This window comes from Shinella sp. 20P9.1.1 (assembly GCF_057798995.1).
Map to the genome: position 1 here is coordinate 352,594 of NZ_JBYOLC010000004.1, position 15,090 is coordinate 367,683.

The 15,090-nt window shown below is 62.6% G+C and carries 13 protein-coding genes; 6 read left to right on the forward strand and 7 right to left on the reverse strand.

Translation table 11 applies throughout. From position 1 onward, the window contains the following. Nucleotides 1–36 precede the first annotated feature (36 nt). Both AC27VQ_RS09740 and trxB read right to left on the reverse strand, forming a co-directional pair. The gene (locus AC27VQ_RS09740; protein ID WP_117366706.1) at nt 37–933 is read right to left on the reverse strand and encodes a LysR family transcriptional regulator VtlR; all 897 of its coding nucleotides are present in this window, start codon (nt 931–933) and stop codon (nt 37–39) included. Between the two features lie 112 nt (nt 934–1,045). Beyond that, nucleotides 1,046–2,035 carry a thioredoxin-disulfide reductase gene (gene trxB / locus AC27VQ_RS09745; protein ID WP_488716121.1) on the reverse strand — a complete coding sequence of 330 codons (990 nt, stop codon included), beginning with the start codon at nt 2,033–2,035 and terminating at the stop codon, nt 1,046–1,048. Nucleotides 2,036–2,287: 252 nt separating this feature from the next. Between trxB and AC27VQ_RS09750 the strand changes: the two genes are divergently transcribed. The 3 genes from AC27VQ_RS09750 to AC27VQ_RS09760 all read left to right on the forward strand — a co-directional run bounded on the left by AC27VQ_RS09750 (nt 2,288) and on the right by AC27VQ_RS09760 (nt 4,203). After that, a complete protein-coding gene (locus AC27VQ_RS09750; protein ID WP_023516337.1) occupies nt 2,288–2,755 on the forward strand; it encodes an Lrp/AsnC family transcriptional regulator in 468 nt (155 codons plus the stop codon). Nucleotides 2,756–2,839: 84 nt separating this feature from the next. Next, nucleotides 2,840–3,505 (forward strand): glycosyltransferase family 29 protein, encoded by a 666-nt coding sequence (locus AC27VQ_RS09755; protein WP_488716122.1) that lies wholly within the window; start codon nt 2,840–2,842, stop codon nt 3,503–3,505. A gap of 38 nt (nt 3,506–3,543) precedes the next feature. After that, nucleotides 3,544–4,203: an FkbM family methyltransferase gene (locus AC27VQ_RS09760; RefSeq protein ID WP_488716123.1), complete on the forward strand. Its 660-nt coding sequence runs from the start codon at nt 3,544–3,546 to the stop codon at nt 4,201–4,203. On the opposite strand, the gene AC27VQ_RS09765 is transcribed toward AC27VQ_RS09760, so the two are convergent. Further along, nucleotides 4,190–5,221, reverse strand: a complete 1,032-nt coding sequence (locus tag AC27VQ_RS09765) for a polysaccharide pyruvyl transferase family protein (protein WP_421592958.1) — start codon at nt 5,219–5,221, stop codon at nt 4,190–4,192. The genes AC27VQ_RS09760 and AC27VQ_RS09765 overlap by 14 nt on opposite strands. A 213-nt stretch (nt 5,222–5,434) precedes the next feature. Here AC27VQ_RS09765 and AC27VQ_RS09770 point away from each other — a divergent pair, with 213 nt between their 5' ends. Then, nucleotides 5,435–6,313, forward strand: a complete 879-nt coding sequence (locus AC27VQ_RS09770; RefSeq protein ID WP_488716124.1) for a glycosyl transferase — start codon at nt 5,435–5,437, stop codon at nt 6,311–6,313. A 39-nt stretch (nt 6,314–6,352) separates the two neighbouring features. Here the strand turns inward: AC27VQ_RS09770 and AC27VQ_RS09775 are convergent, their stop codons facing one another. Together AC27VQ_RS09775 and greA are read right to left on the reverse strand one after the other, a co-directional pair. Further along, complete coding sequence (locus tag AC27VQ_RS09775) at nt 6,353–7,405, reverse strand: glycosyltransferase family 4 protein (protein ID WP_488716125.1); 1,053 nt, start codon at nt 7,403–7,405, stop codon at nt 6,353–6,355. A 28-nt stretch (nt 7,406–7,433) separates the two neighbouring features. Then, nucleotides 7,434–7,910 (reverse strand): transcription elongation factor GreA, encoded by a 477-nt coding sequence (greA, locus tag AC27VQ_RS09780; protein ID WP_313522872.1) that lies wholly within the window; start codon nt 7,908–7,910, stop codon nt 7,434–7,436. A gap of 229 nt (nt 7,911–8,139) precedes the next feature. On the opposite strand from greA, the gene AC27VQ_RS09785 reads away from it, so the two are divergent. Both AC27VQ_RS09785 and AC27VQ_RS09790 read left to right on the forward strand, forming a co-directional pair. Further along, nucleotides 8,140–8,403 (forward strand): hypothetical protein, encoded by a 264-nt coding sequence (locus AC27VQ_RS09785; protein WP_488716126.1) that lies wholly within the window; start codon nt 8,140–8,142, stop codon nt 8,401–8,403. Between the two features lie 432 nt (nt 8,404–8,835). Beyond that, nucleotides 8,836–9,153: a hypothetical protein gene (locus tag AC27VQ_RS09790; protein ID WP_488716169.1), complete on the forward strand. Its 318-nt coding sequence runs from the start codon at nt 8,836–8,838 to the stop codon at nt 9,151–9,153. Between the two features lie 210 nt (nt 9,154–9,363). Here the strand turns inward: AC27VQ_RS09790 and AC27VQ_RS09795 are convergent, their stop codons facing one another. Both AC27VQ_RS09795 and carB read right to left on the reverse strand, forming a co-directional pair. Beyond that, nucleotides 9,364–11,397: a caspase family protein gene (locus AC27VQ_RS09795; RefSeq protein ID WP_488716127.1), complete on the reverse strand. Its 2,034-nt coding sequence runs from the start codon at nt 11,395–11,397 to the stop codon at nt 9,364–9,366. 176 nt (nt 11,398–11,573) lie between these two features. After that, entirely contained in the window at nt 11,574–15,056 is a 3,483-nt protein-coding gene (carB, locus tag AC27VQ_RS09800; protein ID WP_488716128.1) for a carbamoyl-phosphate synthase large subunit, read from the reverse strand. Nucleotides 15,057–15,090 lie beyond the last annotated feature (34 nt).

Genomic DNA, 15,090 nt, shown 5'->3' on the forward strand with positions numbered 1-15,090 from the left:
CCATGCATGAAGCGCAGGCCTCTCAAAACGCCTTTCTCAGAAGTTCCAGTTGCGCGCTTTCGCCACGATGAAGTCTCTGAAAACCTTCAGTTTCGCGGAGTTCTTCATCTCGCTCGGATAGCAGAAATAGGTGTCGAAGGATGGGATATCGGCGCTGACGGGCAGCTGGATAAGTCCCGGATCGCGCCCGACAATATAGTCCGGCAGCATCGCGATGCCGATGCCGAGCAAGGCCGCGCGCTTGATCGAGGTCTGGCTGTTGATTTGCAGGACCGAGGGGCGAGGATTGTCGGAATCGCGCCCGGCGATCTCCAGCCAGTTCACATCCAGCAGATAGTTCGGCGCGGGTTCGCCGAAGGTGATGATCTTGTGGTTGTCGAGATCGTCGATCGACTGCGGCTCGCCGTAGCGGTTGATGTAGGAGGGCGCGGCGTAGATGTGCATGTGCACGGTGAACAGCCGGCGCTGGATGAGATCCGATTGCTGCGGTTCGCGCAGGCGGATGGCGCAGTCGGCATGGCGCATGTTCACGTCCAACTCCTCGTTGTCGAGGATGAGCTGGACCTGCATGTCGGGATAGAGCGCCAGGAATTCCTGCACCTTGTCCGTCAGCCAGCCCTGGCCGAGGCCGACCGTGGTGGTGATACGCAGCTTGCCACTCGGCTTCTCGGTGTTTTCTGTCAGCTGGACGCGCACCCCTTCGAGCTTCATCAGCACGTCATGGGCGGTGCGATAGAGGATTTCGCCCTGTTCGGTGAGGATCAGGCCGCGGGCATGGCGGTGGAAGAGCTTGATGCCGACATCCTGCTCGAGCGCGCTCACCTGGCGGCTGATCGCCGATTGCGAAAGATGCAGCTTGTCGGCCGCATGCGTGAAGGAGCCGGCCTCGGCCGCGGCATGAAAAATCCGCAGCTTGTCCCAGTCGAGCGCCATTCTATCCCCCATAGGTCTCTAAGGCGGGGAGCGCTTGCTTCCCGCCCGGTCGCTGATCTTGCTGTTCCCACGTGGGCGGTCGGACGATGCCGCCGCCCTTTGTTGGCGGCTTCTACTCGGCCGCAATTGCGACAGGCATATGACCTGCAAGGTATTTTTCGGTTTCCAGCGCTGCCATGCAGCCCATGCCGGCAGCCGTGACCGCCTGGCGATAGATGTCGTCGGTGACGTCGCCTGCGGCAAAAACGCCCGGCACGTCCGTCGCCGTGGAATCGGCCGCCGTCCACAGGTAGCCGTTCGGCTTCTGGCGCAGCTTGCCCTTGAAGAGGTCTACGGCTGGCGCATGGCCGATGGCGACGAACACGCCGTCCGTCACCACGTCGCGCGTCTCGCCGGTCTTGACGTTGCGCAACTTCACGCCGTTGACCGAGGCCGGCATCGGCGGCTTCGGATCGGCGCCGAGATATTCCACGACCTCATGGTCCCAGACGATCTTGACGTTCTCCTTGGCGAACAGGCGTTCCTGAAGAATCTTTTCAGCGCGAAAACCGTCGCGGCGGTGCACGACCGTCACGGTCTTGGCGAGGTTGGAGAGGTAAAGCGCCTCTTCCACGGCCGAATTGCCGCCGCCGACGACGATGACGTCCTTATTGCGATAGAAGAAGCCGTCGCAGGTGGCGCAGGCCGAGACACCGAAGCCCATGAACTTTTGTTCGGTGTCGATGCCGAGCCACTTGGCCTTGGCGCCGGTGGCGATGATCAGCGCGTCGGCCGTCCATTCGGTGCCGCTGTCGGTGGAGATGCGGAAGGGACGCACGTCGAGGTCGACATTTGTGACGAGGTCGTTGACGATCTCGGCGCCGACATGTTCAGCCTGCTTGAGCATCTGCTCCATCATCCAAGGACCCTGAACCGGATCGGCATAACCCGGATAGTTTTCAACGTCGGTGGTGATCATCAGCTGGCCGCCCTGTTCCATGCCGGCGATCAGCACCGGCTCCAGCATGGCGCGGGCGGTATAGATGGCGGCGGTGTAGCCAGCGGGACCGGATCCGATGATCAGGACTTTGACGTGCCGCTTGGAGGCGGAGGGGGTGGACATGGTCGTTCCTTCCAGGGCAAAAAGGCCCCTCAATCGGCCCGCCCGCGCGCAAGCGTCAGGGTTCGGGCCAGCGTGTAACTCTTCAATGCTCATTTATGAGGGGAGTGCGCCCAGTTTCAAGTGTTGTGGGTGCTTTGCCAACAGGCAAGCGAAGGCGCGTGACATATTTGTGCCGCTTGCGGTAACAATGTTGCGCTGATGCGGCGATTCGGGTCACTTCCGGTCGCCTTCCCGAAAGGTCTGTACACTTCCATGTTTCGCGCCGAACTCGACGCCATCGACATCCGCATCCTGAAGGAGCTTCAAGCCGACGGCCGGATGACCAATGTGGAGCTGGCCGCGCGCGCCGGCATCTCCGCGCCGCCCTGCCTGCGCCGGGTGCGCAAGCTGGAAGAGGCCGGCATCATCGAGGGCTATACCGCGATGCTGAATGCGCCAGCACTCGGATACGATCTCGTCGCCTTCTGCATGGTCGGCCTCAAGCACCAGTCCGAAGCCAACCTCAAGGCCTTCGCCGCCGCAACGGGGGAATGGCCGATGGTCCGCCAGGCCTGGATGGTCTCCGGCGACAGCGATTTCCTGCTGCACTGCGTCGCCGAGAACCTGACCCGCTTCCAGGATTTCGTCATCGAGGAACTGACCGCCAACGCACAGGTCGATACCGTGCGCACGATGCTGACGATCCGGCAGGTCAAGAAGGTCGGGCTGGTGGAGCTGTAACGGTTGATGGGAGCTGCTTCTGAAAATAGTGTATAGCCCCTGACGACGGTCGGCTGATCCGGTCCGGATATGAGGAAGCGCCATATGGCCTCAGCGCATGGTGATGGAATTTTCCAGCGCATCCGCCACAAGCTGGAAAAGAAGACGAGGCGACTGATCGGCAAGAGCCGGCGTCTTCTGGGCATCGCCTATGTCTCCCCGCTCGTTGAGGTCGATGTTTTCGATCTGCTGCGCGGCAAATCCATTGCCCTTGTCGGGAATGCCCGAAGCCTCTCCGAACGGGCCCAGGGTGCCGCCATAGATGCGCATGATATCGTCATCCGTTGCAACGCGGCTCCGGTTCCCGACTTCCGGTCGCATGGCGCTAAAACGGATATCATCGCGACAAGCATCGATTTCTCGTTTCAGGTGATGGAAGCCAGGAAGGCGCGCTATCTCTTCTGGATGTCGCCGCGCCGGGATGCCCTGCCGGGTTGGGTGCTCAAATGGCCGGGATTCTTCCTCTACCCGAATGCGAGCTATCTGACGCTTTTCAACGCGGTGGGCTCGCGCCCGACGACGGGTCTCATGGTCGTGGATCTCCTGGCCCGCTCCGATTGCTCCAAGGCGAGCCTCTTCGGCTTCGACTTCTTTCGCAGCCAGTCGCTTTCGGGAGAATGGCGCAAGGCGACGATGCCGCATGACTATGTGACGGAAGAACGCTACATCACGGATCTGCTGCGGAACGATCCGAAGTTCTCCCTCAATTGACATTCAACCAGGACCGGTCCGGTGAGCGTGTAGGTGAGATGCAGAAAATTGGCGAATTCTGGGTTCCGGATATCGACGCGGCTCCCGGTGAGAACCTCGAGAAAAGTCGGCGCGGATTTGAAGGCCGGGCGGGCATCCAGATCGCGCATCTGGTGAGAACCCTTGAACTCGTTCCGGGACGGGAGCTTGCGATAGACGGCGGGGCGAATGTCGGCGCCTGGACCAAACTGATGGCGCAACAGTTCCGGCGGGTACACAGCTTCGAACCCAACCCGGATGTATTTGCCTGCCTTGCGCGAAATATCGAGGAATGGAATGCCTCCGATGTCGCCATTGCGTATCCGAAAGGCCTGTCGGACCGCCATGAACGTGTGGCCATCGGTACGAAGGATGGTGCGCGGACCGTGACAGGTCGCATTGTCGGGCAGGGCGATATCGAATGTGTGCCGATCGACAGTCTAGGACTGGAAGCCTGTTCGCTTCTGAAACTGGATCTCGAGGGTTATGAGGCGCAGGCGCTTACCGGCGCCATCGAGACGATCCGGCGCTACCGGCCGTGGATCCTGATCGAAAACAAGCGCAGCTTCCTCGAAAAGATCTTCGGAACACCGGCCCAGCGCTTCCTTGCGAAAAACGGCTACACGCTCGTGGAGAAGATCGGCAGCGAGGGGATCGACTGGCTTTTCAAGCCGTTATAGCTCCTGCCGCCAGCCGAGCGATCTCGTCGAAGAGGTGGCTGGCCTTCTGTTGACACTGGCGAAGTCCTGCCTCGATTGTCGCGAGCTCGTCTTCGGAATAGGCCGCATCCTGTGGTCTGCCGGCTTGGCTCTTCAAATCCTGCAGGGAAAGCAGTCTTTCCTTGCCGAGGCCGAAGTCTTCCAGAAGTGCGCTGATCTTCCAGGAATTCGAGTCCACCGCGAGGAAGGGCGTTCGCGCCACAAGGCACAGGCAGACCGAGTGGAAGCGCCCGGTCACATGTAGATAGCCGGTAAGCAGGTCCTGCATGAAGCCCGCTTCGGTCTTGTTGAACAGCACTCTCGGCTGTTTCAGCTGGAATGCCGCCGCGTGGAGGCGAATATAGCCCTCGCGGAAAGCGCGCAGCGGAAGCGGGAGATGCGCCTTGCTCGCCTTAAGCGCCTTCGTGATCGGCAGAAGATAGGCATCGGGCCGATCCTCGACGATTTGCAGGAGCGTCCGCGAGATTTCCTTCGAGATGGAGTCGCCGACGAGCAGGCGGTTTCGCTCGACGGGGACGGCCGGCATGGCGAAGGCTTCGCAAAGGGACAGGTCGGGCACGAAGCCCACCGCTTTTCCGCTTTGCCTTGCGGCAGAGGCGGCGCTGCGGGAATCCCGTGTCGAAATCAGCGCGATCTTCTCAAGATAGCGGCCCCAGGCGTCCGGATTGTCCTGGTAGAGGGCGTTGATGAGGGCGACCGGCTTGCCGGCGCAGGCGGGATGATCCACCACGCGCAGCACCATCTCTCCCCGCCGTGCACCGTGATGAAGCGTGCCCTCACCATTGATGACAACGACGTCGCTTTCAGTAAGGGCGGCTAGGAAGGCCGCATCCTTCATCCATTCGTGACGAACAGGGCTGCGCGCCGTGACAAGGATGCCGCGCGCGGCAAGGTTCTCCTCGATGATCCGCATCACCCGGAAACAGCCGAAATGGTTGTCGGACCGAGTGTCGTTCATGATGACGGCTTTGAGGGTCATGGGGCTGCGCCGGTCAGGAGTTCATCGGAATTATGTCCATACGGGAAGCGCGCCGCCTTGATCAAGTAGCCGCCGTAGCGCGCTCCCGTCGTATTGGCGGTTGCCGCAGATGGGCGCAGCTGGCTATAGCGAAGGGAAACGCTCTCTATATTGCGTGAGGGGCTGACGATGAAACTGTGGTCGGAACGACCGCCTTGGCGTTCGGTGGTTAAGATGGCTGCGGCGCTGCTCGGTAAGAGCAGGCGCCACGCTCATGCCTGGTTGCCCTATTTGGCATTGCAGGCGCCAGATGCGGAAGGCCACCGCGCCATCGTCTATCACGGAAAGTTGGTAGGGAGCCTGTTGCCTGCGACGGCTCTGCGCGAGCGCGCCGGCCCGTCGATCTTCATCGTGGGATCGGGGCCGTCGATCAACGACAACGATCTCGTCACTATGGAGAAACGGAGCGGCATCCTGCTGAATGGCGCGATCGGGCTGATCGGACAGGCGATCACCGAGCCGCTGGCCATAGCGATCGAGGACGAGCGCTTTATCTGGCGCCATTTTGCGCTCGTGCGCGCACATGTTTCGCCCGAAACCATCCTGCTTCTTTCGACCGAGGTTATCAGAGCTATCTGTGAGATCGAACCAGCCTTCCTCGACGGCAGAAAGATTATCCTCATCGACAATATCCGAAAACCCTATCGGAAGATGCTTCAGTCGCCCGACAGCCTCTCGGCTCTGCCCTTTGTCGTCCTTGACGGCGAGCGCGAGACGGGTTTGTCGCTCGATCCTGATAAGGGGGTTTTCCAGGGCGGTTCCGTCGCGATATCGGCGCTGCAGTTCGCGATGTTCTGCGAGCCGCGCGAAATCGGCCTTTTGGGCATCGACATCGTCAATGCCGACCAGCCACGCTTTTACGAGCGGGCCGGACAGGTCGCGGGATCCGGCATCGTGCGGGCGCGGAGCCGTATCATGGCGCATTTCCGGCTGGCAAAAGAAATCTGTGCGCGGCGCGGGATCACGATCCACAACCATTCTGCTGTTTCGGCGCTCGCTGCCGAGGGTTTTGGCTATGACGATCGCTTCGCGCGGGAAAAAGACAGGCCCTGAACCTTGCCGATGTGGCGGGCCGATTGATCGCGGTCGGTCTCAGGCCTTCTTGCCGAGAAGACGGGCATAGATTGCGCCGAGTTTTTCTGCTTCGCCGGCAATCGAGAAATGCTCGAGTGCGTGACGAAGGGCGTTGTCGCCGGCCTGCTGGCGTCGCGCGTCGTCGTCCATCAGGGGCGCTGCCGCCTCGACCATTGCCTCAAGATTATCCGCCGGGATGAGAATGCCGGTTTCTCCGTCGCTGTCGAGCAGCTGCGAGAAGGCGCCGACATCGGTTGCGACGACCGGCACGGCGGTTGCCATGGCTTCGAGCGGCGTCAGGCCGAAACCTTCCCAGCGCTGCGGCGCGATGAACAGGTCGAGCGTGCGGTACCAGTCGTTGATATTGGTGTGTTCGCCGACGAAGAGAATGCGATCGGCCAGTCCGGCCTGCCGCACCTTTTCCTTCAGGACGTTTTCGAATTCGACATGTTGCGGTGTTGCACGCCCGGCGACGATCGCCGACCAGTCCGGGCGGTCCGGCAGCAGGCGCATCATCGTGTCGACGAAAAGGTCGGTGCCTTTCTGGTGGCGGACCCGGCCGAAGCAGCCGGCATATCGCCGGTTCGGTTCGAGGCCGAGCCTTCCCTGCAAGGCGGCCTTGTCGGGGGCAGGGGAGAAGCGTTCGGCATCGATGCCATGCATGACGACGGTCGAGGGCACGTCGAGATAGGTGGCGGTCTTGGCGGAGGTGGCGACGACGGCATCCATGCGCGAGACCAGCCACTTCGTCCATTTGCTGTGCTGGCGCTGCGAGGCCGAGGTGAAGAGGATGCGTAACGGCATGCGCAGCACGTCGCGCAGCAGCAGGGCAAACAGCATCTCGACATTGCGGCGGGCGTGCCAGACGCGGCGTGTACCGTTGCGCGGTAGGCTCCAGAGGCGGACGAGATCGCGGTAGGGCATTGCCGGCAATATCGCCGGCAATCCGGGTCCGAGCGTCACGACCTTCTGTCCCAGTGCATTTTGCACCGGGACGAGCTGGATGATCGTGGAGGTTACGCCCGACAGGCGGCGTTTGAAATTCGGTGCGATGACTTCGACGTCCCGCATGTCCTCTACAAACGGCATGAGGCGGCTTTTATCCCCAGGTGACGGCAAGGATCTCGTAGGCCTTGGAACCGCCGGGCGCGTTCACTTCGATCGAATCGCCGACTTCCTTGCCGATGAGGGCGCGGGCGATGGGCGAGGAGATCGAGATGCGGCCCTGCTTCACGTCGGCTTCCTGGTCGCCGACGATCTGATAGACCTTCTCTTCTCCGGTATCCTCGTCGGTGAGCTTCACCTTGGCGCCGAACATGATCTTCGTGCCGGACATCTTCGAGAGGTCGATGACCTCGGCGCGCGCAACGTAGTCCTCGACTTCCGTGATGCGGCCCTCGTTGTGACTCTGGGCTTCCTTGGCAGCATGGTACTCGGCATTTTCCGATAGGTCGCCGTGGGCGCGCGCTTCTGCGATCGCCTCAATGATTCGCGGACGCTCTTCCTGCTGACGCCAACGCAGTTCTTCCTGCAGCTTGACGAAACCGCCGTGAGTCATCGGTACCTTTTCAACCATTTTATCCCGTCCTTCAGAGCGCGCCGCGCAGGCTCCCGCCTGCAAGAACGCAAAAGAAAACGGTCTCCGGAGAAGAATCTCCGGAACCGTCGAAAGCGTTTGAACGATCCTTATAGCAGATTGCGGCCGCAAAAAGCCAGTTTTTTTGCCGCAGGTAGCTTGGCACCCACAGGGCTTGGAACAATCCCTGGATGCTGCCGTTAGCAAAACATCGTGGGAGACGCGTGGCATGACCATCGGCAATTCGATCGATCTCGAAGGCAGGATCAACGCCCATCGGCGGCTGCTGGTTGAACTCTTATCCGTGGTCGCGACCGTTCCCGAGGCACGTGCGGCGCTCATTGCGATGGCGCGCGACAACGAAACGGTCAACGACCACGAGGAGGATCCGGGCATCGAGCCCGACGCCGCCTTCGCCGCCCAGCAGATCGCCGACGATGAGCTTCGCGGCATCCTGAGAGCGGCGATGGCCCGCCTCGAAACCAAACTGTGAGGATAGATCATGGGCGTGATGAACACGATTTCCGGCTACTTCAAACAGCTTGCCGGCGAGGTGACCGGCGATCAGGCGATGCATGACGCGGGACGCCGTGAGGTTGGCTACGAGGAAAAAGACGAGCAGGTTGTGCCCGTCGAACCCCGCACGGTCCCGGACACTGGAAGCGTCGTCTCCGCTCAGACGGGACGCAAGGAAATCATCGAGGCGGACGCTGTGCCACAATTTGCGGTGTCGAAAGCCGGCCGCAGCAATGACGGTGTCGCGAGCGCCGAGCCGCGCTTTGTCACCGGCAGCGACGATACCCCCCTTCATCCTACCCCACTGGGCATGGCGGCACGTGCCCGCGACTGGTCGGTCGGCTTCGATGAAAACGCGCCGCGGCAGGATACGCCGACGCCTGTCGCCGATTATTCAAACCCCGAGCAGCTGAAGCTTTACCGTCTCATTCCTATCGCCGCCGAAACGGATACGAACTGGGATCTTGCGCCCAAACAGGGTGAGGTCGTGGTGCGGGCACGCTCCAGCGGCGATGCGCGCGTCGTCGCGGCGGAAGCAGAGCTGGATTTTATGGAGATCGACGCGCTGCCCGGCGACGGCAATTCAACGACCTCGTCGAGCGCCTTCCGAAACGAGAAACTCTACACCGTCGTCGATGAGACGAACGGCACCTATCCGCTTGACGGCCCGCGCGAAGTGGTCGCCGGAACCGTCCGCGTCGATAACATCCGACCGACCGAACTCTGAGGAGGCTTTCATGAGCCGCAGCTAATCCGCCCGCACTGCCGCCGCCAAGCAGCGGGACATCCAGGACGAGGTGGCGCAAGCCGACGAAAAGGCTGGGAGTGATAAGCCTTAGCGGGCCGCAATGCTCCAGCTATATCGCTGGCAAGGGGTTGCCGATCATCCGCGGTTACGAAGCTCGACCCGACAGATGTTCGAGACAGGCAATTCGCGTCAGTGATCGCAGAAGGTTATGACGATGCAATTGCCTGTCGCCGTGGCCGTTTTCCGCTGCACCGGCTTCTTTTCCACGACGGTCGGCTGCTTCTCGGCGACGGCGCGCTGCTTCGTCTTCGGGGTACGGGCGGCCGGGCGCTCCTTAGTGGGCTTTTCGCGGGTCGCGGTGCGGGCCTTCGCCGGCTTTTCCTTCTTTTCACGCACGATCTTCATCGGCAAGGCCTTTTTCGGCGTGAAGCAGATGCCGCTGCTGTTGAGGTCCTGACCTTCCGGGCACGTCTTCGCCATGCACTGCTCGCCGACCTTGTCCTCGAGAGGGGAGCAGACGAGCGGACAAACGCGCCCGTCGCGAACCTTCATCGCGTCGAGCGCTGCGATGGTCGCAGCCGTGGTTTCGAATGAGAGCTTGGTTTCGCGATTGAAGATTTCCATCGCCGTGCGCGTCCTCCGACCCCATTTGCCATCGGGCGTTCCGGGCTCGCAGCCGAGACGGTCGAGTTCCTTCTGCTGGGCGAGCGCCAGTTCCTCTTGCGTCGGCGCGGGTTCGGTCGTGACCTGCAGCGCATCGTCGCGCTTTTGATCAAGCAGCAGGGCCGGCTTCTTCTCGGTTTCCACGGGAAGGGCGGCGACCTCGATCTGCGCCTGCTTTTCCAGCCGCTCTGCCTCCGCCTTGGCCGCGGCCTTCGCTTCAGCCTCGGCCTTGGCGATGGCGGCCTGCGCGTCGGCTTCTGCCTTGGCGGCCGCTGCTCTCGCATCCGCTTCCGCCTTGGCTGCGGCCTCGGCCAGAGCGTCTGCTTCAGCTTTTGCAATTGCCTGTGCCCTAGCGTTTGCTTCGGCCTTCGCGGCAGCGGCGGCTTTTGCGTCGGCCTCGGCCTTGGCCGCGGCTTGCGCCTTTGCATACGCCTCCGCTTTCGCAGCCGCCTTGGCCCGTGCATCCGCTTCTGCCTTCGCCACGGCCGCGGCCTGTGCGTCCACATCGGCCTTTGCGGCAGCAGCGGCCTTGGCGTCGGCTTCCGCTTTGGCATCGGCCTCAGCCTTGGCCTTCGCATTGGCCACCTGCTGCGCCTTTTCCGCGCGAAGATCGGCGAGAGCGAGCTTGGCAAGCGTGGAGAAGGCGCAGGTGCCGAAGCGGGTCAGGTGATCGTTGAAAAGGTCCTCGTCGCCCTTGTCGGCGATGGCAGCCCAATGGGCCGCCGCATCGCGGCAGGCGTCGACCACCGGCTCCTTCTTCTCCGGCACCACGATCTCCTGCGGTGCCTTGAGATAAATGCTCGTGCCGGGAAGGCGGCCGTATTCGAAAGGTGTCTGGCGCCCGTCGGTCCTTTGCTGCACGTCGTCGGCGACCTTGCGGAAGAGCAGGCTGAGCTCCAGGCCCGGCGTTTCCAGATGATCGAGCAGGGCTGCCGCATAGGGGCTGTGCTCTCCCTGACCGTCTTCAGCGACCGTGCCGGCGGCGGCGGCGTAGCTGACGAGCACGCCCGGATAGGTCTCGACCTTCGCGAGGCCACGACTCGTCGAGCGGGTTTTGTTCTGACGCGACATGGTTTGAAGGAACGGATTGTCGCGGCAGGCATCGAGCAGAACGAGCTTCAGACCCTTCGCACTTTCGACGGCGGACAGAACGTCTTCCAGCGAGATCGTCTCGAATTTCACCCGGAGATCGGATTTGAGGCGTGCGTCGGTTGGGATCAGGTAGTTCCGGCCCTGCATCTCCATACCGTGGCCGGCATAATAGACGAGGGCAAGCTCCGAATCGGCAGCGCGTTCGCTGAAGTCGGCAAGCTCCCGCTCGAAGGTTGCCTTCGACAGGTCGGTGCGCAGGCTTACCTCGAAACCAAGCCGTTCCAGCGATGCCGCGATCGCCTTGGCGTCGGTGCCGGGATTGGGAAGGACGGAGGCGTGATCGTAGCTTGAATTTCCGATGACGAGGGCAACGCGTTGCGCGGCGGCGACCGCAATCGACGCGCCAAGCCCGGCCATGACCAAAGCCATGACCGCAAAGCGCAGCAATCGCCATGCCGTCCCAATCATCGGATACCCCGGATCCCCGTCTTCCTAACGTCTCTGAAATCGCGTTCGCACACAAGCCTCTGACGGCAAAGCCGGCCGGCGTATTCGAAATCAACCCCGTCTGTTCCGGTGCCTCAACATGAAAAAAGCCGGGCGGTGGGACCGCCCGGCTCTCAAAAGATCAGAAACCCTATGGCTCAGAAGTAGGACTGCAACGGGCGCACTTCGAGCTGGCCCTGCTTGAGGGCCTTGATCGCCTGGGCGGCGGCAAGCGCGCCGGCCATGGTCGTGTAGTAGGGCACCTTCTGCATCAGCGCGGCGCGGCGCAGCGATTTCGAGTCCGAGATCGCCTTGTTGCCGTCGGTCGTGTTGATGACCAGCTGGACCTGGCGGTTGCGGATGGCGTCCTCGACATGCGGACGTCCCTCCTGCACCTTGTTGACCTTGATCGCCGCGATGCCGTTTTCGGCAAGGAAGCGGGCGGTGCCGGAGGTCGCCATGACCTTGAAGCCGATCTCGGTGAGCAGGCGCACGGCCGTCAGCACGCGATCCTTGTCGCCGTCGCGTACCGACACGAAGACCGTGCCTTCGCGCGGCAGGTCGACGCCGGCGCCAAGCTGCGACTTGGCGAAGGCCAGCGCAAAGTCCGTGTCGAGGCCGATGACCTCGCCGGTCGAGCGCATTTCCGGGCCGAGCAGCGTATCGACGCCGGGGAAGCGGGCGAACGGGAATACGGCTTCCTTGACGGCGATGTGCTTGAGGTTGCGCGGATCGGGCTTCTTGCCATAGGCGGCGATTGCCGCATCGAGGCCTTCGCCCGCCATGACGCGGGCGGCGATCTTGGCGATCGGCGCGCCGATGGTTTTTGCGACGAAGGGCACCGTGCGCGAGGCGCGCGGGTTCACTTCGAGCACATAGATCGTGCCGTCCTTGATGGCGTACTGCACGTTCATCAGGCCGCCGACGTTCAGCGCCTTGGCCAGAGCCTTGGTCTGGCGCTCCAGCTCATCGACGATCTCGGTGGACAGCGTATGGACGGGCAGCGAGCAGGCACTGTCGCCGGAATGGATGCCGGCTTCCTCGATATGCTCCATGATGCCGGAGACGAAGACGTCTTTTCCGTCGCAGAGCGCATCGACGTCGACTTCGACCGCGTTCGACAGGTAGCTGTCGAAGAGCAGCGGGTTCTTGCCGAGCAGGGTGTTGATCTGGCCGGTCTTGTCGTTCGGGTAGCGCTGCTTGATGTCCTCGGGCACCAGTTCCGGCACCGTGTCGAGCAGGTAGGTTTGCAGCATCGATTCCGAATGGATGATCTGCATGGCGCGGCCACCGAGCACGTAGGACGGGCGCACGACGAGCGGGAAGCCGATCTCGCCGGCAACGAGGCGGGCCTGTTCGACGGAATAGGCGATGCCGTTGTTCGGCTGGTTGAGGTCGAGCTTCTGCAGGAGCTTCTGGAAGCGGTCGCGGTCTTCGGCAAGGTCGATCATGTCGGGCGCGGTGCCGAGGATCGGGATGCCGTTCTTTTCCAGCGCTTCGGCGAGCTTCAACGGCGTCTGGCCGCCGAACTGCACGATGACGCCGACGAGTTCGCCGTTGGTCTGCTCGGCCTTCAGGATCTCGATGACGTCTTCGGCCGTCAGCGGCTCAAAATACAGGCGGTCGGAGGTGTCGTAGTCGGTCGAGACGGTTTCCGGATTGCAGTTGACCATGATGGCTTCATAGCCTGCATCCTTCAGCGCGAAGGCGGCGTGGCAGCAGCAATAGTCGAACTCGATACCCTGGCCGATACGGTTTGGCCCGCCGCCGAGGATGACGACCTTCTTGCGGTCGGAAATCTCGGCTTCCGAGCGCGTCGCGCCGGCAAACGGGGTTTCGTAGGTCGAGTACATGTAGGCGGTGGGCGAAGCGAATTCGGCCGCGCAGGTATCGATGCGCTTGAAGACCGGGCGGACGTTCAGGCCGTTGCGCAGTTCCGCGACTTCCTTCGGGCGCTTGCCGGAGAGGGTGGCGAGGCGGGCGTCGGAGAAGCCCATAGCCTTCAGCATGCGCAGGTTTTCGGCATCAGCCGGCAGGCCGTGCTCGCGGATGCGGGCTTCCATGTCGACGATGGCCTTGAGCTGATCGAGGAACCACGGGTCGATCTTGGAGCCTTCGTGCGCTTCTTCCGGCGTCAGGCCGAGGCGGAGCGCCTGAGCGACCATGCGCAGGCGGTCCGGCGTCGGCGTGGAGATGGCGGCACGGATGGCGTTCTTGTCGTTGCCGTCGCCGAGGCCGGGGATTTCGATCTCGTCGAGGCCGGTCAGGCCCGTTTCGAGGCCGCGCAGCGCCTTCTGTAGCGATTCGGCGAAGGTACGACCGATGGCCATGACTTCACCGACCGACTTCATGGCGGTGGTCAGCGTCGGCTCGGCGCCGGGGAACTTTTCGAAGGCGAAACGCGGGATCTTCGTGACGACGTAGTCGATGGACGGCTCGAAGGAGGCCGGGGTCGCGCCGCCGGTGATGTCGTTTTCCAGTTCGTCCAGCGTATAGCCGATGGCGAGCTTGGCGGCGATCTTGGCGATCGGGAAGCCGGTGGCCTTCGAGGCAAGCGCGGAGGAACGCGAGACGCGCGGGTTCATCTCGATGACGACGAGGCGGCCGTTCTCCGGATTGACGGCGAACTGCACATTCGAGCCGCCGGTCTCGACGCCGATCTCGCGCAGCACCGCGATCGAGGCGTTGCGCATGATCTGGTATTCCTTGTCCGTCAGGGTCAAGGCCGGGGCGACGGTGATGCTGTCGCCCGTATGCACGCCCATCGGGTCGATGTTCTCGATGGAGCAGATGATGATGCAGTTGTCCGCCTTGTCGCGGACGACCTCCATCTCATATTCCTTCCAGCCGAGCACCGACTCTTCGATCAGCACTTCGGTGGTCGGCGAGGCATCGAGGCCGGAATTGACGATCTCGAAGAATTCCGAGCGGTTGTAGGCGATGCCGCCGCCGGTACCGCCCATCGTAAAGGACGGGCGGATGATGGCGGGAAGGCCGATCGTGTCCAGCGCCTGCGCGCCGATCGCCATGGCGTGGCTCATGTAGCGCTGCTTGCGGTCGGTCTCGCCGAGGTTCCACTGGTTTTCCAGTTCGTCCAGCGCCTTGTCGAGCGCATCGCCGGAAAGCTGCGCCTTCACCTTGGCGCGCTCGGCCTCATGCGCCTTGCGGTCGACGTCCTTGATTTCGGTCGCGTTGGCGAGCAGCGACTTCGGCGTTTCCAGGCCGATGCGGGCCATGGCCTCGCGGAAGAGGGCGCGGTCCTCGGCCATGTCGATGGCGGCGGGCTTGGCGCCGATCATCTCGACATTGTAGCGGTCGAGCACGCCCATGCGCTTCAGCGAAAGCGCCGTGTTGAGCGCCGTCTGGCCGCCCATGGTGGGCAAGAGCGCGTCCGGGCGCTCCTTGGCGATGATCTTGGCGACGACTTCAGGCGTGATCGGCTCGACATAGGTGGCGTCGGCGAGGCCCGGATCCGTCATGATCGTCGCCGGGTTGGAGTTGACGAGGATGACGCGGTAGCCTTCCTCCTTCAGCGCCTTGCAGGCCTGGGTGCCGGAATAGTCGAACTCGCAGGCCTGGCCGATGACGATCGGCCCCGCGCCGATGATGAGGATCGATTTCAAATCTTGGCGCTTGGGCATCTCTCTATCCAATCTTCCGCGTGCGCGAAAAACC

Coding starts and splice junctions, on each gene's coding strand:
- carB (WP_488716128.1), bottom strand. CDS start 15,056: ATGCCCAAGCGCCAAGATTTGAAATCGATCCTCATCATCGGCGCGGGG.
- trxB (WP_488716121.1), bottom strand. CDS start 2,035: ATGTCCACCCCCTCCGCCTCCAAGCGGCACGTCAAAGTCCTGATCATC.
- AC27VQ_RS09770 (WP_488716124.1), top strand. CDS start 5,435: ATGGCTGCGGCGCTGCTCGGTAAGAGCAGGCGCCACGCTCATGCCTGG.
- AC27VQ_RS09785 (WP_488716126.1), top strand. CDS start 8,140: ATGACCATCGGCAATTCGATCGATCTCGAAGGCAGGATCAACGCCCAT.
- AC27VQ_RS09795 (WP_488716127.1), bottom strand. CDS start 11,397: ATGATTGGGACGGCATGGCGATTGCTGCGCTTTGCGGTCATGGCTTTG.
- greA (WP_313522872.1), bottom strand. CDS start 7,910: ATGGTTGAAAAGGTACCGATGACTCACGGCGGTTTCGTCAAGCTGCAG.
- AC27VQ_RS09755 (WP_488716122.1), top strand. CDS start 2,840: ATGGCCTCAGCGCATGGTGATGGAATTTTCCAGCGCATCCGCCACAAG.
- AC27VQ_RS09760 (WP_488716123.1), top strand. CDS start 3,544: ATGCAGAAAATTGGCGAATTCTGGGTTCCGGATATCGACGCGGCTCCC.
- AC27VQ_RS09740 (WP_117366706.1), bottom strand. CDS start 933: ATGGCGCTCGACTGGGACAAGCTGCGGATTTTTCATGCCGCGGCCGAG.
- AC27VQ_RS09775 (WP_488716125.1), bottom strand. CDS start 7,405: ATGCGGGACGTCGAAGTCATCGCACCGAATTTCAAACGCCGCCTGTCG.
- AC27VQ_RS09765 (WP_421592958.1), bottom strand. CDS start 5,221: ATGACCCTCAAAGCCGTCATCATGAACGACACTCGGTCCGACAACCAT.
- AC27VQ_RS09750 (WP_023516337.1), top strand. CDS start 2,288: ATGTTTCGCGCCGAACTCGACGCCATCGACATCCGCATCCTGAAGGAG.